This is a genomic window from Salegentibacter haimaensis (genome assembly GCF_054121495.1).
Map to the genome: position 1 here is coordinate 81,199 of NZ_JBSYGH010000013.1, position 22,214 is coordinate 103,412.

General features: G+C 41.9%; 15 protein-coding genes. 10 read left to right on the forward strand and 5 right to left on the reverse strand.

Annotated elements, in window-relative coordinates; all coding sequences use genetic code 11:
• Positions 1-94 precede the first annotated feature (94 nt).
• Genes ACW6QP_RS12665 through ACW6QP_RS12680 form a run of 4 tightly spaced genes read right to left on the reverse strand, consistent with a single transcriptional unit; the run spans position 95 to position 4,630 of the window.
• Entirely contained in the window at positions 95-652 is a 558-nt protein-coding gene (locus ACW6QP_RS12665) for a hypothetical protein (protein ID WP_457911239.1), read from the reverse strand.
• 18 nt (positions 653-670) lie between these two features.
• Positions 671-2,200, reverse strand: a complete 1,530-nt coding sequence (locus ACW6QP_RS12670; RefSeq protein ID WP_457911240.1) for a helicase HerA-like domain-containing protein — start codon at positions 2,198-2,200, stop codon at positions 671-673.
• Between the two features lie 7 nt (positions 2,201-2,207).
• On the reverse strand, positions 2,208-3,272 hold the full coding sequence (locus ACW6QP_RS12675; protein ID WP_457911241.1) for a S66 peptidase family protein: 1,065 nt from the start codon (positions 3,270-3,272) through the stop codon (positions 2,208-2,210).
• A gap of 50 nt (positions 3,273-3,322) precedes the next feature.
• Positions 3,323-4,630, reverse strand: coding sequence for a D-alanyl-D-alanine carboxypeptidase/D-alanyl-D-alanine-endopeptidase (locus tag ACW6QP_RS12680; RefSeq protein ID WP_457911242.1), 1,308 nt, complete (start codon positions 4,628-4,630; stop codon positions 3,323-3,325).
• Between the two features lie 182 nt (positions 4,631-4,812).
• Here ACW6QP_RS12680 and ACW6QP_RS12685 point away from each other — a divergent pair, with 182 nt between their 5' ends.
• The 5 genes from ACW6QP_RS12685 to ACW6QP_RS12705 all read left to right on the forward strand — a co-directional run bounded on the left by ACW6QP_RS12685 (position 4,813) and on the right by ACW6QP_RS12705 (position 12,202).
• Positions 4,813-7,899, forward strand: a complete 3,087-nt coding sequence (locus ACW6QP_RS12685; protein WP_457911243.1) for a SusC/RagA family TonB-linked outer membrane protein — start codon at positions 4,813-4,815, stop codon at positions 7,897-7,899.
• A 13-nt stretch (positions 7,900-7,912) separates the two neighbouring features.
• Complete coding sequence (locus ACW6QP_RS12690) at positions 7,913-9,328, forward strand: SusD/RagB family nutrient-binding outer membrane lipoprotein (protein WP_457911244.1); 1,416 nt, start codon at positions 7,913-7,915, stop codon at positions 9,326-9,328.
• Between the two features lie 67 nt (positions 9,329-9,395).
• A complete protein-coding gene (locus ACW6QP_RS12695; protein ID WP_457911245.1) occupies positions 9,396-10,061 on the forward strand; it encodes a peptidoglycan recognition protein family protein in 666 nt (221 codons plus the stop codon).
• 7 nt (positions 10,062-10,068) lie between these two features.
• Positions 10,069-11,514, forward strand: coding sequence for a M14 family metallopeptidase (locus ACW6QP_RS12700; RefSeq protein ID WP_457911246.1), 1,446 nt, complete (start codon positions 10,069-10,071; stop codon positions 11,512-11,514).
• 55 nt (positions 11,515-11,569) lie between these two features.
• Positions 11,570-12,202 carry a 7-carboxy-7-deazaguanine synthase QueE gene (locus tag ACW6QP_RS12705; protein WP_457911247.1) on the forward strand — a complete coding sequence of 211 codons (633 nt, stop codon included), beginning with the start codon at positions 11,570-11,572 and terminating at the stop codon, positions 12,200-12,202.
• Positions 12,203-12,294: 92 nt separating this feature from the next.
• Here the strand turns inward: ACW6QP_RS12705 and ACW6QP_RS12710 are convergent, their stop codons facing one another.
• The gene (locus tag ACW6QP_RS12710) at positions 12,295-12,852 is read right to left on the reverse strand and encodes a DUF2911 domain-containing protein (RefSeq protein ID WP_457911248.1); all 558 of its coding nucleotides are present in this window, start codon (positions 12,850-12,852) and stop codon (positions 12,295-12,297) included.
• A gap of 261 nt (positions 12,853-13,113) precedes the next feature.
• Between ACW6QP_RS12710 and asnB the strand changes: the two genes are divergently transcribed.
• The 5 genes from asnB to secDF all read left to right on the forward strand — a co-directional run bounded on the left by asnB (position 13,114) and on the right by secDF (position 22,116).
• Positions 13,114-14,736: an asparagine synthase B gene (asnB, locus tag ACW6QP_RS12715; protein ID WP_457911249.1), complete on the forward strand. Its 1,623-nt coding sequence runs from the start codon at positions 13,114-13,116 to the stop codon at positions 14,734-14,736.
• A gap of 178 nt (positions 14,737-14,914) precedes the next feature.
• Positions 14,915-16,855 (forward strand): DNA topoisomerase (ATP-hydrolyzing) subunit B, encoded by a 1,941-nt coding sequence (gene gyrB, locus ACW6QP_RS12720; RefSeq protein WP_457911250.1) that lies wholly within the window; start codon positions 14,915-14,917, stop codon positions 16,853-16,855.
• A 115-nt stretch (positions 16,856-16,970) separates the two neighbouring features.
• Positions 16,971-17,939 (forward strand): DUF6588 family protein, encoded by a 969-nt coding sequence (locus ACW6QP_RS12725; protein WP_457911251.1) that lies wholly within the window; start codon positions 16,971-16,973, stop codon positions 17,937-17,939.
• 84 nt (positions 17,940-18,023) lie between these two features.
• Positions 18,024-18,950, forward strand: coding sequence for a malate dehydrogenase (gene mdh / locus ACW6QP_RS12730; protein WP_457911252.1), 927 nt, complete (start codon positions 18,024-18,026; stop codon positions 18,948-18,950).
• A gap of 166 nt (positions 18,951-19,116) precedes the next feature.
• Entirely contained in the window at positions 19,117-22,116 is a 3,000-nt protein-coding gene (gene secDF, locus ACW6QP_RS12735) for a protein translocase subunit SecDF (RefSeq protein ID WP_457911253.1), read from the forward strand.
• Positions 22,117-22,214 lie beyond the last annotated feature (98 nt).

Sequence of the window (22,214 nt, forward strand, 5' to 3'; positions counted from 1 at the left end):
ATAAAGATTTAATACTCCTAATATGATTAACATTTAATAAAGACTGAAAGCTGAAAATATGTCGATTTTTAACTTAATTTCAACTTTTTCTCTATTAGTCCCAGTAGATCATGAAATATTTAATTTTCGCATCATCGGGGATTTGAGAGGCCCTAATTCTGCTGTCGGTATCATATCGTAAATCGGCCGGGAGTTCTTTCTTGTCTATGGTGATATACGCATTTATTTCATCCAGAAAGATCACCGCAGCATTCAGGGTGTTTTCAATGCGGGAGATATTGTAATTCTCAACGATGTCTTTAAAGCTGCTCCCGGTGTTCAACCCGGCTTTGGTTTCGTAGCGGGCATCCAGGATGCGAATATAGCCAATCGTGCTGGTGCTGTCGAATTCCTGAAGCGGTTCGAGCAATAACAAAGCTTTCCCACCTTTTTCAAAAATCTTGATCTCATCGGTGCTTCGAAGCTGCTGGCTACCGCTGGTTTGACTTACCAGCGAATCTTCTGCAAAGATGGAATCTAACTGGTTAATACGGGTTTCTTTCTTTATAGGACCCACCTGGGTTGCAGTGATGAGAAATGGATTGTCTTCATCTTTAGAACATGAAAAAAGTACGAGTGAAATTAGTAGTAGTGAAAACAGGTTTCGTTTCATAATAGATTTAAGTAAGATTTATTTCATCATTTTATTGAGCACTCCCATAACGCCGCGAATAAATGTAGCGCTGGTGAGCACTTTAATCAGGGCGCCCTGGGTTTTTTTATTGCCTGAACCTCGGTTGCTTTTGCTTTGTTTTTCTAATTTTTTACGCTCCTCTTCGGCTTCTTTTTTTGCTTTTTCGGTTTCTGCGTAGGCTACTTTCTTTTGAAGCAATTCATAAGCGCTTTCCCGCTCTAAACTATCATTATACTTCGGCTTTAGCACTGAAGTTTTTAAAAGTTCTTTTAGTTCCTGCTCGCTAAGAATATCCATTCTGCTCATAGGAGCTCTAAGCATAGTAGCTGCCAGGGGCGTGGGCCGGCCTTTTTCATCCAGAGCCGAAACAAAAGCCTCCCCAATACCTAACGAGGTTAGCAGGTTTTTGGTATCATAAAATTCTGATATGGGATAATTTTCTGCCGCCTGTTTTATCGCCCTGCGGTCTTTGGCGGTAAAAGCCCTAAGCGAATGCTGAATTTTTAATCCTAATTGCCCGAGGATGGCTTCAGGAACATCGGTAGGGTTTTGGGTGACAAAGAAAAGCCCAACCCCTTTCGAACGAATAAGTTTTACGATGCTTTCAATTTGATCTAAAAGCGCTGAAGAAGCCTCCTTAAAAAATAAATGCGCCTCATCTATAAATAGAACCAGCTCGGGTTTGTCGCTGTCGCCTTTTTCCGGGAAGGTATTGTAGATTTCGGCCAGCAAACACAGCATAAAGCAGGAAAACAGGCCGGGTTTATCCTGGATATCATCTAATCTTATAATATTCACTATGCCTTCGCCCTTCTCATTGCGACGGGTGAGATCATCTGGATCAAAAGAGCGTTCACCAAAAAACAGCTCGGCGCCCTGTTGTTCAAGGCCAATTATCTTTCTTAAAATCGCACCGGTAGAGGCGGTTGAAATTCTTCCATATTCTTTTTCGAAAGCCTCCTTGCCTTCATTAGTGGAATACCGAATAATTTCTTTAAGGTCCTTTAAGTCAAGCAAGGGTAGGTGATGATCATCGCAATATTTAAACAAAATCGCCATCACACCCATTTGAACATCGCTAAGATCGAGAATTCGGGAGAGCAAGACGGGGCCAAATTCGCTCACAGTAGCTCTTAGTCGCACGCCGTCCTGTTCTGAAATACTTAAAATTTCTACCGGGCTTGCGCCCGGGCTAAATTCCAGATCGATTTTTTGATGCCGCTCCAGGATAAAATCTTTTGTTTCGGCTGTTTGTGCAATTCCGCTTAGATCGCCTTTAAGATCCATCAATAGCGAAGGCACCCCCTGCCGGGATAGATTTTCGGCCAGGATTTGAAGGGTTTTTGTCTTCCCGGTACCGGTGGCTCCCGCGATTAATCCGTGCCGGTTTAAGGTTTTCAACGGAATCTTAACGGCGGCTTCAGCATAAGTGACGCCTTCCAGCATCGCCGCGCCCAGGTGGATATAATTTCCTTTTGGCTGATAACCCTTTGCAATATGCTCAACAAACTCCTTTTCCCTGTTCATAATATGATTATTTAACGGCAGAGGTCAATAGTTGAATTTGGCCTTTTTCAGCATCGATTTCAGCTTGAATTCCGTTAGGAACAGTAATATTGTCGTCTATATGTCCTATCATCGCTCCAGAGAATGCGGGGATTTCCAGGGGTTTGATGTAATGATCAATAACTTCTTCGAGCGTAAGGGAACCATAGCCGCTACCGCCGGGTTTACAACTGCTGCATTTTCCGAAGACAAAGCCGGCAATTTTATCTAAAACTCCGCCTAAATATAGTTGAGACATCATGCGATCTACGGCATAGATTTGCTCGCCAACATCCTCGAGATAGAGAATTTTTCCCTCCCAGTCTTCAGGAAAGAAATCAGAGCCCATAATCCCGGTCATTACAGAAAGGTTTCCGCCTAGCAAATGGCCTTTAGCCCTTCCCGGATTAATAGTTCTAATACGATTTTTTGTTTGCGCCAATTGGCCACCTTTTTCTGAAGGGTTTTGGAAAAGCATAGCTTCTTTTTCAAACAGTAACCTTTTTAAATGCTCACTGCTAAACTGGTTCCAAACCGAAACCGCCACCGGGCCGTGATAAGTAACCAATCCTGTTTTCTTATAAATCGCCAGGTGCAGCGCAGTGATATCGCTGTAGCCTATAAAAACTTTTGGATTGTTTTTTATGGCCTGGTAATCCAGTTTATCCAGAATTCTTGCCGAGCCCGAGCCGCCTCTTAGTGCGATGATGCCGTGAACTTTGGGGTCTCTAAACATATCGTTAAGCTCTTCGGCGCGTTCTTCATCGCTTCCGGCAAGATGCCCGAGCCTGTTTTTTACAAAAGCTCCGAATTTCACTTTTAAGCCCATCGCTTCAAATGATTCTTTGGCGATTTCATAGGGTTCAGACTCAAAAATTGCACTGGCCGGGCTCACAATTCCAATAGTGTCGCCGGGTTTAAGGGCGGCTGGTATTGTGATATTGTTGGGAAGGCGGCTATCGGTAAAATTGATTGGCTTGGAATTGGCGAAGCCGGCCAGGGGAAGTGCCAGGCTGCTCAGGCCAATATTCTGAATAAATTTTCTGCGTTGCATATCGGGCTGCTTGATTGAAATTCTAAAATAGCAATTTTGAACCGAAAAAATCAGTAATTATCGCGTATGCTTTGTAAAACCTTTTCCATCTCCAGCTTTAAATCGCTGGTAGGAACGGTGTAATTATTATTCATAAAACTAAAAATCAGCATCCTGCCGCTGTTTGTTATTAAATATCCACTAAGGCTGTGGTTATGGCGAAGAGTGCCTGTTTTTGCAAAAATATATGGAGGTTCTCCTGCATATGAATTTCTAAGGGTTCCCGAAACTCCCCCGGTGGCCAGCATTGAAAATAACCTGGAGCGGGGTACTTCCTGCTGAATCTTATCCAGCAATTTTACCATACTCCTGGGCGTAAAAAGATTATAGCGGGATAAGCCTGATCCATCTACCCAAATGGGTTCGTCGGGTAAATCATTTAAATGATTTTCTTTCATATAATCTATCGCGATTCCGGCTTTTAGACTGTCTTCTAAAACCCCTGCGGCCATAAGGAGAATTTGTTCTGCGATAAAATTATCGCTCACCTCCATCATTCGTTTATAGATACTATCGGCCGGGATACTATATAAGGTCTTATCCAGATTAATTTCTTCGGAAGGATTTTTATGAAAGCTTATTTTTCTTTTTAAGGTATCCTCTAATGCTTTTACCAGCATAGGTTCTGAATAATGAAAAGGGATATTTTGGCTGAAGCTTTCCCGTAGCTCTCCATAATTAAAGATATTGGCTTCAGAATTTCGTTTAATTCCTCGTGGGCTTAGGAGTTTATTTTTTGAGAGACTATCCCTAAAAATAGTAGGAAAAACCTGAAGCTCTCCATTTTCCTCTTTGCTGAAGTTCACCAGGTTTCCGTAAATGGGAAAAGGGGTACGTTCAGCCGAATAATACGAATTATAATCATCCCAGGACCAACCCGGCCCCAGACGTTTCTCGGTAAAATTTGGTGGAAGGTACACCAGGTTTTCAGCTCTATTTTTTAGAAATTCTAAAACCCGGGATTCCCCGAGATTAGGATTTAAAAAAGATGGATCTCCCGTGCCGGTAAAATACAGGCTGTCGTTTTTGATAGTGTATTTTAAGGCGGGCAGGGAATCTCCCAGGATTTTAAGACCTGTATATAAGGTAAATAATTTGGTATTTGAAGCCGGGGTGTGGTATTTATGGGCATTATGCTCGATCAAAGTTTTTCCCGACTCGGGGTCATATAACATAAAACCTACAAAAGCCTGCTTAAAGGCCGGGGAGTTATTAAATGATTGGTAAGCATTTTTCTCGATTTTCCTGGTGCCGGCACAGGAAAAGAGAATGAGACTAAACAGGCTAAGGATACTAAATTTAAGGCTTCGGATTATCATTTTTAGTGTCAGGGAATTATAAGATTAATTATCGCTGAAATGCTTTTTTAGAATTTTTCACTAAGGTAGTTTAATTTTAAAAAATTTAGCAAAAGTTAAAATTTGTAACAAATTTTCTTGGACAGGTTGAATCGATTTATCTATATTTAAATTTAATTCACAGAACATTAACACAACAAGGAATGAAAAACAAAATTATTTTAACGGCTGTCTTAGCTGTTTTTCAGATGACGATTTTGTTTGCGCAGCAACGTACTGTTAGCGGTCAGGTAAGCTCTGAAGCTGACGGGATGCCCCTGCCCGGCGTAAACGTACTCGTAAAGGGAACCAATCAGGGTACCGTAACCGATTTTGACGGGAACTATTCGATTGATGTAAATGAGGGAGCCGTTTTGGTTTTTTCTTCATTGGGATTTGAACGCCGTGAAGTTACGGTAGGGAACCAAAGTACTATCGATGTTAGACTTCAGGAAGATTTGGAAAGTCTTGAGGAGGTAGTAGTAACCTCATTTGGTATTGAAAGGGAAAAGAAAGCCCTGGGATATGCCGTGCAGGAAGTAAGCGGGGAAGACATCACCCGAACCAAGCAGCCTAACGTGGTGAGCGCCTTACAGGGGCAGGCCGCAGGGGTGCAGATTACCAACTCGGGAGGTGCGCCGGGACAAAGTGCCCGAATTATTATTCGTGGTATCAACTCGCTCGATCCCGGAGCCGATAACCAGCCATTATTTGTAATCGATGGGGTGCCAATGGATAACTCGACCACCGAAAGTGCCGGGACTCCGCGTGGTCTATCAAACCGTGCTGCCGACCTAAACCCTAACGACATAGAATCTATGAACGTACTTAAGGGTGCAGCGGCAACTGCTCTTTATGGAGTGCGTGCAGCGAATGGTGCGGTAATTATTACTACCAAAAAAGGTAAAGAAGGCGCTGTTAGAATTAACCTGAATTCCAGCCTCGGATTTGAAGAAATCAATAGATATCCAAGAATTCAGGATGTTTACGGACAGGGATTTGGTGGCGTTTACGATCCAAACTCTTTCTGGCCAAACTGGGGTCCTTCAATAGATGAGATTAGACAAACCGATCCCGATGCCGAAATTCGTGATATCTGGAGAGAGGCGATGAGAACTGGAGTTCAATTCGAGAACTCATTTAATATTTCGGGAGGAACAGAAACTGCTAACTTTTATGCGTCCTTTAGCAACCTGGACCAGGAAGGGGTAATTCCTTTTAGTGACTGGGGTAGAACTTCAACCAGGTTAAATGGAGAATTAAAATTCAGCGACCAGTTTAAGGTTGCTGCCAATATGAATTATGTAGTATCGGGAGGTAATCGTGTACCACACGATCGCTTTATGGAGCGTATGGTGTACAATACTCCAATGCAGGATATCAATGACTATATAAACCCAGATGGAACGATGAAGAGTATTGGGAGTAATACAAACCCTATTTATGACGCGCGTTTCAGTACTTTTGAAGACGAGGTAAACCGCCTGGTCGGTAATCTTAATTTTACCTATTCGCCGTTTGAATGGATGGACGTAAATTATATTGTAGGTACTGACTGGTTCAACGATTCAAGAACCGAAATTACACCGGGGCCTCTGGGAATAGATGGAGAAGTGCCGCTTAGTGCTACAGGTTTTATCACCGAAACCCGCATTAATAGTAGGGATCTTAACTCCAACCTGTTTGTGACTCTTAAAAAACAATGGGATGAGCGTTGGAACACTACTCTAAGAGTAGGTAATGATGTATTCGAAAGAGATTATGAAAGAGTAGCTGCCACCGGAACCGATTTTGTGATTCCAAGATTTTACCATCTCAACTATGCCAGCCAGATTTCAAACGATCAATTTCTTAGAAAAAGAAGACTGGTAGGTTTATACGGTGATTTAAGCATAGATTATAACGATATGCTTTTCCTTAATATCACCGCACGTAACGATTGGACTTCAACCCTACCAATAGGAAATAACTCTTTCTTCTATCCTTCGGTAAACCTTGGGTATGTGTTCACCGAGTCATTCGACCAGCCAGATTTTTTTAGCTTCGGAAAAATTCGTGCTTCCTATGCTGAGGTAGGTAAAGACACCGATCCTTATCGAATAGGGCAAACCTATAACTCGGTTGGAGTGCCATTAAACGGGCAGGTGCGTTTCTCCAGAAACGGCCAGTTTGGAGACCTTGGCTTACTTCCTGAAAGAACGGTTTCTTTGGAATTAGGTACAGACCTTAGGTTTTTCAATAATAGATTGGGTCTTGATTTTACCTGGTACAAAACCAATTCAAAAGATCAGATAATTCCGGTGCCGGTATCTCAAACATCAGGATTCTCAACCTTTATCACGAATGCCGGAGAAATTCAAAACTCTGGGGTTGAATTTATCATCAATGCCACCCCGGTAAGAAATGAAGATTTCTCGTGGAATGTATCTTTTAACGCCGCCTATAACCAAAACGAAGTGGTTAGCATACGTGAGGGAATTGAACAAATCCAGTTAGGAAGCCAGTTTGGATACGTGGGAAGTACAGTTTATACGATTCTTACCGAAGGGGAGCCTTATGGTAACCTTTGGGGAAGTAGTTACCAGCGTTTTGGTGCTTCAGAAGATAATATCTACCTGAACAGAGATTTACCTGTAGTGATTGGTGAAAATGGATTCCCAAATATGAATTTCGATCTTAAAGTTCTGGGGAATTCCGTTCCAAAATGGATTGGAGGATTAAGAAATAACTTCAATTACAAAAACTGGGATCTTTCATTCCTTATCGACTTTAGAACAGGAATCGAACAATACAGCCAGTATGATAACTTCTTCTCTGCCTTTGGTATTTCTGAATATACTTTAGATAGAAATGACTTCAGAGTATTTGAAGGAGTGCTTGCCGATGGAACACCAAATACTCAGGAAGTATGGTTAGGCCAGGGTGTGGGACCAGATGGAAGAGATTACGGTGCAGGTTTCTATAGAAATACCTATAGAAGAATGAGTGAAAACTTTGTGCACGATGCTTCTTTTATCAAATTGAGAAATATTAGCCTTGGCTACAATTTTGGTGATGCTTTATTAAGTAACCTGCCGATTGAAACCGCCAGAGTTTCGGTAGCTGCTAATAATATCATTCTTTACACTCCCTGGGATGGATTTGACCCTGAATCATTCAGCGCAGGTGCCGGAGGGAATGCCACCGGATTTACCGGCCTTGGGTATCCGGGAGTTCAAAGTTTCTTCTTTACTCTTAACTTAGGCCTATAAAAAAACAATGACTATGAAGATTTTTAATAAAACATATAAAATTTTAATGCTGGCAACTGTCTTTTTCGCCTTTGCCGGCTGTGATGATTATCTGGATATCAATGATAATCCTAATAATCCAACCGATGCGCCTCTGGCCGGTCTAATGGCACATACCACTTATGAAACGGCCCAGAATACCTATAGAGTAGGTAGCACTACCTCATTTTATGTACAGCATTTGGCCTCGCCTAACCCTGCAAGCGGAACCGATGTTATGGATCCTCAAAGTTTCGATAACACCTGGGCAAACCTGTACGGGGTGATGACCGATCTTAATGATATGATCATCGAAGCCAATGAGACAGGCGCGCCGCATTACGAAGGTGCTGGCCAGGTGTTAATGGCTTTGAACCTTGCTATGACCGTAGACCTGTTTGGTGATGTGCCATTTAGCCAGAGTTTTAACTTCGAAAGTATCACTCCTGCTTATGATGATGATGCTGAATTATATTCCAGAGTTTTTGGATATCTTGATTCAGGAATCGCCAATTTATCCCAGGAAAGCGACCTGAGTATGGGAGCCGATGATTTTATTTACGGAGGCGACACCGGGCAGTGGATTAAATTTGCCAATATGCTTAAGGCACGTTACCTCAATCATTTGAGTAAAACCGGCCAGTATAGCCCATCTGAGATACTTGCGGCTATAGATGCAGGTTTCGATTCCAATGCCGACGATGCGCAGGTAGAGTATTTTGAAGAAGCCCGAAACCCCTGGTTTCTACTGGCTTTAAACAACGAAAACCTGTTGCTTGGTGGCTGGATTTCTGAACAATTAGTAGAGGCTACAGATGGTACTACCTTTGGAGTTGAAGATCCCAGAATTGGATATATGATCGGTACTACCGATGATGGTGACTATGTAGGGGTGCCCAATGGTGCCGGTAGAGGTAGCGCTTCAGAGCAAGGCGAACGCTCTACTTTAGTGACCGGCGATTTCTATACTTCTGAAACTTCTCCGGTTTTAATCGCCACTTACGCCGAGCAAAAATTCATCGAGGCCGAAGCTGCCTTTGAGATTGACAAGCCCCGTGCTTACCAGGCTTACCTGGATGGAATTCGCGCTCATATGACCAAGATTGGAGTTGAGAGTGCTCAAATAGAGGCTTATCTTAGTAATCCTGAGGTAGCAATGGGAGTTGATGCCTTCACCATCGCCGATATTTTCAAAGAAAAATGGGTTGCTTTATTCCTGCACCCAGAGGCCTGGAATGACGCCAGAAGATTCGATTATGCTTATGAGAATTTTGATCTTCCGGCTAACCTTAACCCGAATTTAAACGGGCAGTTCTTAAGAAGATTAAGATATCCCGATTCTGAATTGAGTAGAAACGGAAGCAATGTGCCTTCTGTAACTTTACTGGATCGCATTTTTTGGGATGAGTAATTTTAATTGAAATCAATAAAATAAATCTCCCGGCACTCCCGGGAGATTTTTGTTTAAGAGCATAGCTATGAAAAAAATAATATTAATTGTACTCACCGCTTTTCAGATTTCCTGCGGGCCGGCTAAGACCGTCCCGGAAATTGTAGATAGGCCAATTGAATTCAACCAGCAACGATTGGAACTAACAAGAGAATATTTAAAAGAACGCTATGGTTTAAAAGCGGAAGATGCCACTATTAACCCAAAAATGATCGTGGTGCATTGGACGGCTATTCCAACTTTAGAGGCTTCTTTTAAGGCTTTTGACCCGGTGAAACTTCCCGGGGCGCGAGGAGATATCAAATCGGCGGGAGATTTGAATGTTTCCGCTCATTTTTTAATAGACCGAGACGGAACTATCTATCGCCTTATGCCCGAAAATATAATGGCCCGCCACGTAATTGGGCTTAACCACGTGGCTCTAGGAATAGAAAATGTAGGTGGCACTCCCGAAACTCCCCTGACCAGGGCCCAGCTTAAAGCAAATATTAAGCTCGTTAAATATCTTTCAAAACAATATGAAATCGACTATTTAATTGGTCATTTTGAATATACCCTTTTTGAGGGACATGCACTCTGGTTGGAAAGAGATGCGGACTATCGCACTACAAAGACCGATCCCGGCGAAAATTTTATGCAGGAGCTAAGAAATGCCACCAAAAGCTTTAATTTTAAACCCGTTCCCACAAAATAAACTCAACATGAAATTTTTAAAATTTAGCCTGCTTTTCTTTTTAATCGTCTCTTCAGCCCAGGCACAGGTTCCTCAACTTTATAAAGAATTATTCGAATCCTGGCCAAAGTATAAGGCCGAAGGCTTTGAAACACGGCGTTTCAAGCACAGCCAGGTTAAAAAGAGTCTTGAAAACCTATCGTCTGTTGAAAATTTTGAGATCAGCCAGGTAGGCACCTCCATAGAAGGTCGGGAACTTTATTTGTTGAGCACCGGGACCGGGGATATAGACGTTTTTCTATGGTCTCAAATGCACGGCGATGAAAGCACCGCAACCATGGCGCTTTTCGATATTTTCAATTTTTTGAAATCTGAAGATTATTCCGAAGAAAAGAAAGAAATGCTTTCAAGGCTGAAACTTCATTTTTTGCCTATGCTCAATCCCGATGGTGCCGAGAAATTTCAACGCCGCAATGCTTTGGGAGTAGACCTGAACCGGGATGCACTTCGGCTTCAGAATCCTGAGAGCAAAACCCTGAAGCGAATACGGGATAGTCTCGATGCCGATTTTGGTTTTAATCTGCACGACCAGAGCAAATACTATAATGCTTCCAGAACAGAAAAACCGGCTACTATTTCATTTTTGGCCCCGGCTTATAATTATGAAAAGGAAATTAATGAGGTGAGGGGAGATGCGATGAAACTTATAGTTGAGATGAACAAATTGCTTCAGGAGTTAATCCCGGGGCAGGTGGGACGTTACAACGATGATTTTGAGCCCAGGGCTTTTGGTGACAATATTCAGAAATGGGGCACCAGCACAATTTTGATCGAATCTGGCGGATATCCCGGCGATCCAGAAAAGCAGGAAATTCGCAGGTTGAATTTCAGCATTATTCTAGCTTCACTTTTCGCTATTGCCGATGAGTCGTATAAAATGAACGAACTTGAAAGTTATGAAGAGATCCCCAATAACGATCGTATGTTGTTTGACTTGAAACTGGAAGCTTTGAGTTATGAGTTACACGGAAATGAATATATCATCGATTTGGGCATTAATCATTCGGAAGTTGAGGTAGGCGATGATTTTTATTACCGAGGCTATATCGCCGACCGTGGCGACTTGTCAACCAGTTATGGCTATGCCGATTTTAACGCGGCAGGCTATAAAATCGTTGAACCCAAAGTTTACGGGGAAACCCTGGAAAAACCCGAAGATTTGAAAGACCAGGATCTTAGTCAAATTCTGAATGATGGCTTCGCTTACGTGAAGCTAAAGAATCTGCCCGAAGATGTGGCGTATTCAGAAATGCCTGTAAATTTTGTAGGCGAAGACTTTGAGGCGCCTCAAACTTTAACTCCAACTTTCTTTCTGGAAAAAGAGGGGAGTCTGAAATATGCCGTGATCAACGGGTTTCTAATAGATCTTTCTTCAGAAATACTTTCAATAGAAAACGCTTTAATCCTGAAATAGAATCTGGCCAGGCATAGAGTTTTAAACAGGATAAGATTGCTTATCTTTGCAGGCTATGATTTCAGAAGAGACAAAAGAGCTTGTAGAGGAGGGGATTATGCTTCCGCTTATGGAAGAATTCTATACCATACAGGGGGAAGGCTTTCATAAAGGGACTGCTGCCTACTTTATTAGAATTGGTGGTTGTGATGTAGGTTGCCATTGGTGTGACGTGAAAGAAAGTTGGGATGCGGGATTACATCCTCCCACTCATGTGGGTCAAATCATCGAAAAAGCTGCAGCCTCCAGTAAAACTGTGGTGGTTACCGGGGGAGAACCGCTCACCTGGAATATGGATCATCTTACTAAAGGTCTAAAAGCCCTTTCCTGCCAAACTCATATCGAAACCAGTGGAGCTTATCCGGTGACCGGCGAATGGGATTGGATATGCCTTTCACCCAAGAAAATAAAACTTCCGGTAGATGAAATTTACCCTATGGCCAACGAGCTTAAAATGATTGTTTTTAATAAAAGCGATTTTAAATTTGCTGAAGAGCAGGCCGCAAAAGTAGGGGAGAATTGCATTTTATACCTGCAGCCTGAGTGGAGTAACCGGGAAAAAATGATGCCGCTCATCGTAGATTATGTAATGAAAAATCCAAAGTGGAAGGTGAGTTTGCAAACTCATAAGTATTTGAATATTCCGTAGAGTATTGAAAATTGAGGTTTTCAAAGAATTATTCGTATAACAAAAAAGCTGCCTTGAAAAGCAGCTTTTTTGTTATTTACCTGAAGTTAAATTTATTCCTTAAATGGAACTTTCACATAACTGGTGTCCCAACCAATTAAAAGATTAGCGCCATCTTCAGTGTTTTCGAAGGTCATTGAGAAATGCTCTACCGGGGTAGGGGTAGTTCTCACGGGAACTTTAATGCGCACGATATCCTGTTCGTCGGTGTACTCGTAAGCACCCCAGGTCATAGTTTTGTTGTTTAGGATAATAGTCCATTCTTTTTCTTCAGGAATAGTGTATAACGTATAGGTGCCTTTCTTAACGGTTTCGCCGCCAATTTGCATATCCTTATAAAAGGTAAGTTCGGTCGCCTCGTTTGCGCCGGTTCTCCAAACCTGGCCATAGGGAACCAGTTTTCCGAAAATTTCACGATTACGTTTTTTAGGTCTACTGTAGATCACCCGGGCCACTGCTTCATCATTGTTATTGCGGTAGACCACAAGATCTAGCGGGCTGGCATCAACTTTAGGAAAATTAGGACCTGTAGTATCGGTTTCCTGAGCCTGTACATTCGTAGTTGCCAAAAATCCAACTGCGATTAGGGCAGTAAAAAGTATTTTCTTCATCGGTTTTAATGTTTGAATTAAAGATACGGGTTTAAAGATAGTATATCAAGAGCTTTGCCATAGTTAAATCTTTGGGCGGTTTCGTTAAAATTATATGTCGAATTTACATCTGACAAGATTTTGCTGAAAATTAAAGCCGGAATGTTTCATTTGAAACTAAATTTAATCATTTTTGTTTTCAAATAACACCATTTGCGATACTTATGTTTAATAAATGTAACCGTTGGGTAATATTTGTATTGAATTAATAAAGCAAATGTTATGTGTGGAATTTTAGCAGTAATTGGAAAAGACCTTAAGCAAGCTCAAATAAGTAAGCTTTCCAAAAGAATGTCTCATAGGGGTCCCGATGAAAGAGGTTTTCAGGTTACCGAAAAAGGCTATGTGTTAAGTCACGAGCGCCTGTCTATTGTAGATCTCCAAACCGGCCAGCAGCCTATTCAGGGCAGTAAATCGGCCTGGATGGTTCACAATGGCGAGATTTATAACCATAAGGCACTGCGCGAAAATGAACTGAAATCCCACCAATTTAGAACCAGCGGAGATTCGGAAGTAATCGTTCATCTATATGAAGAATTTGGATATGAGTTTGTCAACAAGCTCGATGGGGTTTTCTCTTTCGTAGTGGTAGATGGCGACGATTTTATCGCAGCCCGTGACCCGATTGGGGTAAAACCGCTTTATTACGGAACCGACGAAAGCGGTGCAATTTGGTTTGCTTCTGAAATGAAGGTTTTAGCCGAGAGCTGTAGTTCTTTCGCTGCATTTCCTCCCGGGCATTACTACACCCCTAAAACCGGGTTTGTAGAATATTATACACCAGATTGGTTTGATTTTGAAAAAGCCGATAAACAGTTGGATCTCGATAAATTAAGAGAAAGCTTAATCGATGCCACCCGAAAAAGATTGATGGCCGATGTTCCCCTTGGCGTCTTGTTGAGTGGAGGCCTGGATTCTTCCTTAACTTCTTCGATCGCTGCCCGATTGATGAAAGATTCAGGGCAAAAGCTGCATTCTTTTTCGATAGGTCTTGATGCCGATGCCCCCGATTTAATAGCCGCAAGAAAAGTAGCAGAGTTTCTGGGTACAGAGCATTCAGAAATTTATTTCACGGTAGAAGAAGGAATCGAAATCCTGAAAAAACTGGTATGGCATCTGGAAACCTACGATGTGACCTCCATCAGAGCCAGTACCCCTATGTATTTTCTCTCGAAGGCCATCGCCGAAAAAGGAGTGAAGGTTGTGTTGAGTGGCGAAGGAGCCGATGAGATTTTCGGGGGTTACCTGTATTTTAAAAATGCACCTTCGGCCGATGAGTTTCAAAAGGAAACCATTAGAAGGGTTCAAAGGCTGGCAACTGCCGATTGCCTTCGCGCCGATAAATCTACAATGGCTCACGGGCTGGAGGCCAGGGTTCCGTTTTTGGATAAGAAATTCCTGGAAGTGGCAATGCAAACCAGGCCTGAAGCTAAAATGCCGCATACCTATGACGGAGTGGAGAAATATATACTTAGAAAAGCCTTCGATACTCCTGAGCAGCCTTTTCTGCCTGAAGAGGTTTTGTGGAGACAAAAAGAACAGTTCAGCGATGGGGTTGGGTATAACTGGATAGACGAGCTTATTGCCTATGCCACAGCTCGTGTAAGTGATGCTGAGATGGAAGCGGCTTCAGAGAAATATCCATATAACACTCCGGCTACCAAAGAGGCCTATTTTTATCGCGAGATTTTTGCAGAGCATTTTCCGCAGGAATGCGCGGCAAAAACCGTAAAAAGATGGGTTCCAAAATGGCAGGCCGATCTCGACCCAAGCGGGCGTGCCAACACCTCTCACGTGGCTACTACAGCTAAGAAAGAATTGGAAAAACTGGCCGAGGCCTCATAAAGCAAGCGTGTGGTTTGTTAAGCCCGCAGATACAGGTTACGAATTAGCCTGCTGTGGGCTTTTTTTACACAAATTGTTAATAACTTGAAGGCTTAATCACCTGTCCTGAGCCCTGATAAGTATGCGTTTTGTTATATTTGTTCGTTATAGAATCACACGAATTTAATTAGCAAATTATATGAGCGAAGAAGCCAAGAAACATAGTTATTCGGCAGAAAGCATTCAGGCATTGGAGGGAATGGAGCATGTGCGCATGCGACCCTCGATGTATATAGGTGATACCGGGGTTAGAGGTTTACATCATTTGGTTTATGAGGTTGTTGATAACTCCATAGATGAAGCTATGGCAGGTCACTGTGATAGCATTAAAGTTACTATTAATGAAGACGGCTCTGTAACTACCGAAGATAATGGTAGGGGTATTCCTGTAGACCTGCATAAAAAAGAAGGGGTTTCTGCGCTCGAGGTGGTAATGACCAAGATTGGTGCAGGTGGTAAATTCGATAAAGACTCCTATAAAGTTTCAGGAGGTCTTCACGGGGTAGGGGTTAGTTGTGTGAACGCTCTTTCTACCCATTTAAAAGCCACGGTTTATCGCGATGGTAAAATCTGGGAGCAGGAATACGAAAGAGGTAAATCAATGTATCCGGTTAAACCTGTGGGGGAAACCGAGCTTAGCGGTACTGTGGTGACCTTTATGCCCGATCCCACCATATTTCAGCAAACTACAGAATATAATTACGATACGCTCGCTAACCGTATGCGTGAACTCGCTTTTTTAAATAAAGGAATCGAGATCATTATCACCGATAAAAGGGAGAAAGATGATAAAGGCGAATTTAAAAGTGAGCGCTTTCATTCTGAAGAAGGATTAAAGGAATTTATTGAATACCTTGATGGAAATCGTGAGCGTATTACCGCCGATGTGATTTCGATGGAAGGGGAAAAGAATGATATTCCGGTTGAAGTTGCTATGGTGTATAACACCAGTTTTAATGAAAACCTGCATTCTTATGTAAATAATATCAACACTCACGAAGGGGGAACTCACCTTTCGGGGTTCAGACGAGGGCTTACTACCACTCTTAAAAAGTATGCCGATGCCTCTGGCTTACTGGATAAATTAAAATTTGAGATTACCGGAGATGACTTCCGCGAAGGGCTTACTGCGATAATTTCGGTAAAGGTTGCCGAGCCTCAGTTTGAGGGGCAAACCAAGACCAAACTGGGGAACCGGGAAGTAACTTCGGCGGTTTCGCAGGCAGTTTCTGAAATGCTGGAAATTTACCTTGAGGAAAACCCTAACGATGCCAAAACGATCATTCAAAAAGTGATACTTGCGGCCCAGGCCAGGAATGCGGCTAAGAAAGCCCGTGAGATGGTACAGCGAAAAACTGCGATGAGCATTGGAGGTCTGCCCGGGAAATTATCAGACTGTTCAGAACAGGATCCCACTCAATGTGAAGTTTTCCTTGTTGAGGGAGACTCGGCAGGGGGTACGGCTAAATCTGGTAGAGATCGAAATTTCCAGGCTATTTTGCCTTTAAGGGGAAAAATTCTGAATGTTGAAAAAGCGATGAGCCATCGGGTTTTTGATAACGAGGAAATCAAAAACATCTATACCGCACTTGGTGTTACTATAGGAACCGAAGAAGATAGTAAAGCTCTAAACCTTGAAAAACTTCGTTACCATAAGGTGATCATTATGTGTGATGCCGATGTAGATGGTAGTCATATCGAAACTCTGATTCTTACCTTCTTTTTTAGGTATATGAAAGAACTCATTGAGAACGGGCATATTTATATCGCAACCCCGCCATTATATCTGGTGAAAAAAGGAAATAAAAAGCGATATGCCTGGAACGAGAAAGACCGGGATGCTATAGCCGAAGAATTTGGTGGAAGTGTTCAAATTCAGCGATATAAAGGTTTGGGAGAGATGAATGCTATTCAGCTTTGGGATACCACAATGGATCCTGAATTCAGAAAACTGAGACAGGTTTCTATAGAAAACAGTAGTGAAGCCGATAGAATTTTCTCTATGTTAATGGGGGATGAGGTGCCGCCAAGACGTGAATTCATTGAGAAGAATGCAAAGTATGCCAATATAGACGCATAATTGTTTATTTCAATATAACAGGAAACCTGCATTTTTGATGCGGGTTTCTTTTTTATCCACATTTTAGCTATGCTTTTTTTGTTATTTTTACCTAACTAATAAAAACCTACTTATTGTGAAAAAATTCAATTTAGTGCTGTTCTCAGTATGTATGCTTTGGGGGCATATTTCAACAGCACAGAGTGATGAAGAACGAGTAATTAATGATCTTTTATTTATAGCCGATAACTTTGCGCGACCCGCAGCCGACGGGGCTTCCTATCAGGCCAGTGCCGGTTGGTTTACTTCTGCACAGAGTTTGAAAAAGTGGCGGGTAGAAGTTTCTTTTCACGGGAACGCCTTGTTTGTTCCCACCAGCAAACAAAATTTTACAGTAAATAACAATCGTTTTAGCTTATTAAGAATAAAGGACGAAAGTGGAGGAGTGAGAGTGCCCTCGGCTTTTGGTGGCGACACCGATGTGTTTTTTGAAGGTGAGGTTAGAGGAAATTCCTTTGAATTTCAGGCCCTGGAAGGGGTGAATAAAAGCGCTGTGCCTCACGCCTTTCCGCAGGTGACTGTAGGTCTGCCTTACGAGTCTGAACTTGCAATAAGAGTGCTTCCGGCAATGACGATAGATGGAGTGAAATTCAGCACTTACGGGGCAGGATTAAAGCATAACTTCAGTCAGTATTTCAGGTTTAATGAACCTGAAGATTTCCAGTTTGCTGCGATTTTAGCTTATTCAAAATTTGATGTGGAATATGAATTTAATCCTGTAGATATTCCCAACCTTGCTAACCTCAATGTAATAGATGTAAATGCCAATTTATGGGTAGCTTCTGTATTAGGCTCAAAACGCTATGGTGATTTTGAAGTTTTTGGAGCCCTGGGAGCTACAAATTCTAATTTCACTTACGAAATGGGAGGAACCGGTGTAGCCCTGGGAGCAATCAATACTGCCCTGGGAGAGATCGATGATGCCAAAGCTCAGTTTAAGGGAGACCTCGGATTTAATTTCTATCTCAATAGATTTAAAATTAGCAGCATGTTATCGGCCGGTAATTTCTTCAATGCGAACCTTGGTTTGCATTTCAGGATATAGGGCTTTTAACCATTCCTTATTATTTATCCTGTTGCATAATTTGTATTTTCGCAACAATTACTAATCGATTTAAAATAATTTATAATGAAAGTTACCATAGTAGGAGCCGGTGCCGTAGGTGCCAGTTGTGCCGAATATATAGCGATTAAAGATTTCGCTTCAGAAGTTGTAATTCTGGATATTAAAGAAGGATTTGCTGAAGGAAAAGCGATGGACCTTATGCAAACTGCCAGTTTAAACGGTTTCGACACCAAAATTACCGGAACCACCAACGATTATTCGAAAACAGCGAATAGCCATATTGCTGTAATCACCAGTGGAATTCCGCGTAAACCCGGGATGACCCGTGAGGAGTTAATAGGAATTAATGCAGGGATTGTAAAAGAGGTTTCTTCAAACCTTATTAAGCATTCTCCAGATGTAACCCTAATTGTGGTAAGCAACCCTATGGATACCATGACTTACCTTGTTCATAAAACCACCAACCTTCCGAAGAGTAAAATTATAGGAATGGGAGGAGCTTTAGACAGTGCCCGTTTTAAATACAGACTTGCTGAGGCCCTGGAATGCCCAACTTCTGATGTTGATGGGATGGTAATTGGAGGTCATAGCGATACCGGAATGGTGCCTCTTACCCGATTTGCTACCCGCAACAGTATTCCAGTAAATGCATTTCTTTCGAAAGAGCGTTTAGAACAGGTGGCCGAAGATACCAAAGTAGGTGGAGCTACTCTTACCAAGTTACTGGGAACCAGTGCCTGGTATGCCCCCGGTGCTGCGGTTTCAGCATTGGTACAGGCAATCGCCTGTGACCAGAAGAAAATGTTCCCCTGTTCAGCTTTACTTGAAGGGGAATATGGAATGGAAGATCTTTGTATTGGCGTACCTGCCATTTTAGGGAAAGACGGTTTGGAGAAAATCGTAGAGCTTGAACTAGACAAAGCCGAGAAAAACAAAATGAAAGAAAGTGCAGAAGGTGTGAAAAAGACCAATGCATTGTTGGATGTGTAAACATTCTGAAAGCTTTCTAAAAATATGAGATAAGGCCGCGAAATTCGCGGCCTTTTTGCTGTTAAAAAGTTAAATTATTCCAAAAAAAAATATTGGGATTTGAATTTTGAAACCCTATATTTGTCCGTTTTTAAAATCGACCTAATTAATTATAATTTAAGGAATAATGCAGAATAAAGGACTGATTAAGGTTTTTGCGATCTTGTTTGGGCTGGTGTGTATTTACCAGTTATCTTTTACGTTTATTACAAGTAATATTGAAAGTAAAGCCGAAGATTACGCCGTTCAAAAAGTTGGTGAAGATGTAGAGGATTATTCAGCTTTAAGAGAAGCTGAGCAGCAAAGATATCTTGATTCTATTGGAGATGATGAAATCATTGCAGGAATTACTTACAATAATGCTAAAGAAAAGGAGCTAAATAAGGGTCTGGATCTTAAAGGAGGGATTAACGTAATTCTTCAAATTTCAGTAAAAGATATTCTTAAAGGTCTTGCTAATAACAGCAACGATCCTGCATTTAATCAGGCTTTAAACAGAGCCGACGAAGCCCAGAAAAACAGCCAGAGCGACTATATTGATCTATTCTTTGAGGAGTTCAATAAAATTTCTGATGCCCGCCTGGCATCTCCCGATATTTTTGCCAATAAGACCCTAAGCGGCGAGTTGAATTATGAGATGTCTAACAGCGAAACCGAGCAAGTGATTCGCCGTAAAGTTGATGAATCGATTACCTCTGCTTTCGAAGTTTTGAGAAAGCGTATCGATAAATTCGGGGTAACTCAACCTAACATCCAAAGACTTGGAAATTCAGGAAGAATTTTGGTAGAACTTCCGGGAGCTAAAGATATCGAGCGGGTTCAGGGCCTACTTCAAAGTACTGCTCAACTTGAATTCTGGCACGTATATAAAAATACCGAATTAGGTAACTTCCTTGGCCAGGCCAATAATGTGCTTAGAGATGTAGTTGCCAAAGAGAGAAAAACCGAAACTCCTGCTCAAACCGATACTACTGCCGTAGAGCAGGATGATGATTTGGAGGAGTTATTGGCTGAAACCGAAGACACTTCAGATGTAGCTCCTGGAAACAACCCATTAATCGAGCTTGTACAGGGACCCGGATATCAGGGAGGACCTGTGTTGGCCTATTTTTCAGTAAGAGATACCGCAAAGGTTAATTCTTACCTTAAAAGATCGGAAGTTAGAAACCTTCTAAGCGGAGACCAGCGTTATGCTAAATTCGTTTGGGGAGTTGAAGATGAAGGGGTTACCGGTCTTTACGCGTTAAAAGGAAACCGTAATATGGAGCCACCACTTAGTGGTAGTGTAATTACAGATGCACAACAAACCTATGACCAGGTGGGGAGAGTAGCGGTTTCGATGCAAATGGATGGTCGTGGAGCCAAGATTTGGGAAGAAATGACCGGTTACGCTTCAAATCAACAAAGTCAAATAGCGATTGTGCTTGATAATATAGTGTATTCTGCGCCGGGTGTATCAACTGGAGCCATTTCAGGTGGTCGAAGTGAAATTACCGGAGACTTTACCATCACCCAGGGTCAGGATTTAGCTAATGTGCTTAGAGCCGGTAAGCTGCCAGCTTCAGCCGATATTATTCAGAGTGAGATTGTAGGTCCGTCATTGGGACAGGAAGCAATCGATGCCGGGATGATGTCATTTATCATCGCGCTTATTTTTGTTTTGCTTTGGATGATTTTCTACTACGGAAAAGCCGGAGCCTTCGCCGATGTGGCACTTGCTCTTAACATCCTTTTGATCTTCGGAATTCTGGCCGGTCTTGGAGCGGTACTTACCCTTCCCGGAATTGCCGGTATTGTTCTTACCATAGGTATTTCGGTTGATGCGAACGTACTTATTTTTGAAAGAATACGCGAAGAACTTGCAAAAGGTAAAGTTCAAAAAGATGCGATTAAAGATGGTTTCAACAACGCACTATCTTCAATTCTTGATGCGAACATCACCACTGGTTTAACCGCCTTTATCCTGTTCATTCTTGGAACAGGACCTATTAAGGGTTTTGCAACTACCTTATTAATCGGTATTGCAACTTCTCTTTTCACCGCTATTTTCATCACCAGATTGTTTATTGATGGCTATGGTAAAAACGGAAAATCGCTGGCTTTCTCAACCTCGGCCACAAAAGGTCTTTTGCAGAATGTAAATATCAACTGGTTAGGAAAGAGAAAAATCGCCTATGTAATATCGGGTATTGCAATTGTGATCAGCCTTGGTTCTCTATTTGTGAACAATCTAAACATGGGAGTTGATTTTGTTGGAGGAAGAACCTATACAGTTCGTTTCGATAAGGAAGTAAACCCAAGTGAAATTGAAAGTAATCTTGTAGCTGCTTTTGGTAGTGCAGAGGTAAAAACCTATGGACCTAAAAACCAGGTAAAAGTTACCACGAACTATAAGGTTGATGAAGATGGTACCGGAGTTGATCGTGAAATTCAACAAGGGATGTACGATGCGCTTCAGGCTGAATTGCCCGAAAATGTAACTTTTGAGCAATTCGTTAATCCTGAAGATGGTCAAATTGGAATTCTGCAATCTATGAAAGTGGGACCAACTATTGCCGATGATATTAAGAACGATTCCTTCTGGGCGATTCTTGGATCTTTGGTGGTGATCTTCCTTTACATCCTGTTGCGATTCAGAAAGTGGCAATTTAGTATTGGAGCGGTAGCTGCCGTAGCTCACGATGTTGTCATAGTATTGGGTATTTTCTCTTTGCTTTACAAAGTAATGCCTTTTAGTATGGAGATTAACCAGGCTTTTATTGCCGCGATCTTAACCGTAATTGGTTACTCGCTTAACGATACGGTGGTAGTGTTCGATAGAATTCGTGAATTTGTTAATGAACATACTTCGTGGCCCCTACACAGAACCGTAAACGCTGCTTTGAATAGTACTTTAAGCCGTACCTTAAATACCTCGCTTACTACCTTACTTGTACTACTTGCCATCTTTATTTTTGGTGGAGAAAGTATTCGAGGATTTATGTTTGCCCTGATTATTGGTGTGATTGTGGGTACTTACTCATCTATGTTTATCGCCACTCCGGTGATGGTAGACAGTGTGACCGACAAATCTAAAATTGAAAGCAAGAAAAAGTTAACCGAAGAAGAAGCTGAAGCTACTGCCTAGGTTAGAATCTTTATAATAAACAAAGAGGCTGTCTGAAAAGGCAGTCTCTTTTTTATTGGAAATAATTCAGGATAGTATTATTTTCATGGTATGAAAGC

What these genes read in the sequence shown, in the direction of transcription:
- ACW6QP_RS12665 (WP_457911239.1), bottom strand. Translation starts at nt 652, where the DNA reads ATGAAACGAAACCTGTTTTCACTACTACTAATTTCACTCGTACTTTTT.
- mdh (WP_457911252.1), top strand. Translation starts at nt 18,024, where the DNA reads ATGAAAGTTACCATAGTAGGAGCCGGTGCCGTAGGTGCCAGTTGTGCC.
- ACW6QP_RS12710 (WP_457911248.1), bottom strand. Translation starts at nt 12,852, where the DNA reads ATGAAGAAAATACTTTTTACTGCCCTAATCGCAGTTGGATTTTTGGCA.
- ACW6QP_RS12670 (WP_457911240.1), bottom strand. Translation starts at nt 2,200, where the DNA reads ATGAACAGGGAAAAGGAGTTTGTTGAGCATATTGCAAAGGGTTATCAG.
- gyrB (WP_457911250.1), top strand. Translation starts at nt 14,915, where the DNA reads ATGAGCGAAGAAGCCAAGAAACATAGTTATTCGGCAGAAAGCATTCAG.
- ACW6QP_RS12675 (WP_457911241.1), bottom strand. Translation starts at nt 3,272, where the DNA reads ATGCAACGCAGAAAATTTATTCAGAATATTGGCCTGAGCAGCCTGGCA.
- asnB (WP_457911249.1), top strand. Translation starts at nt 13,114, where the DNA reads ATGTGTGGAATTTTAGCAGTAATTGGAAAAGACCTTAAGCAAGCTCAA.
- secDF (WP_457911253.1), top strand. Translation starts at nt 19,117, where the DNA reads ATGCAGAATAAAGGACTGATTAAGGTTTTTGCGATCTTGTTTGGGCTG.
- ACW6QP_RS12700 (WP_457911246.1), top strand. Translation starts at nt 10,069, where the DNA reads ATGAAATTTTTAAAATTTAGCCTGCTTTTCTTTTTAATCGTCTCTTCA.
- ACW6QP_RS12680 (WP_457911242.1), bottom strand. Translation starts at nt 4,630, where the DNA reads ATGATAATCCGAAGCCTTAAATTTAGTATCCTTAGCCTGTTTAGTCTC.
- ACW6QP_RS12695 (WP_457911245.1), top strand. Translation starts at nt 9,396, where the DNA reads ATGAAAAAAATAATATTAATTGTACTCACCGCTTTTCAGATTTCCTGC.
- ACW6QP_RS12685 (WP_457911243.1), top strand. Translation starts at nt 4,813, where the DNA reads ATGAAAAACAAAATTATTTTAACGGCTGTCTTAGCTGTTTTTCAGATG.
- ACW6QP_RS12690 (WP_457911244.1), top strand. Translation starts at nt 7,913, where the DNA reads ATGAAGATTTTTAATAAAACATATAAAATTTTAATGCTGGCAACTGTC.
- ACW6QP_RS12705 (WP_457911247.1), top strand. Translation starts at nt 11,570, where the DNA reads ATGATTTCAGAAGAGACAAAAGAGCTTGTAGAGGAGGGGATTATGCTT.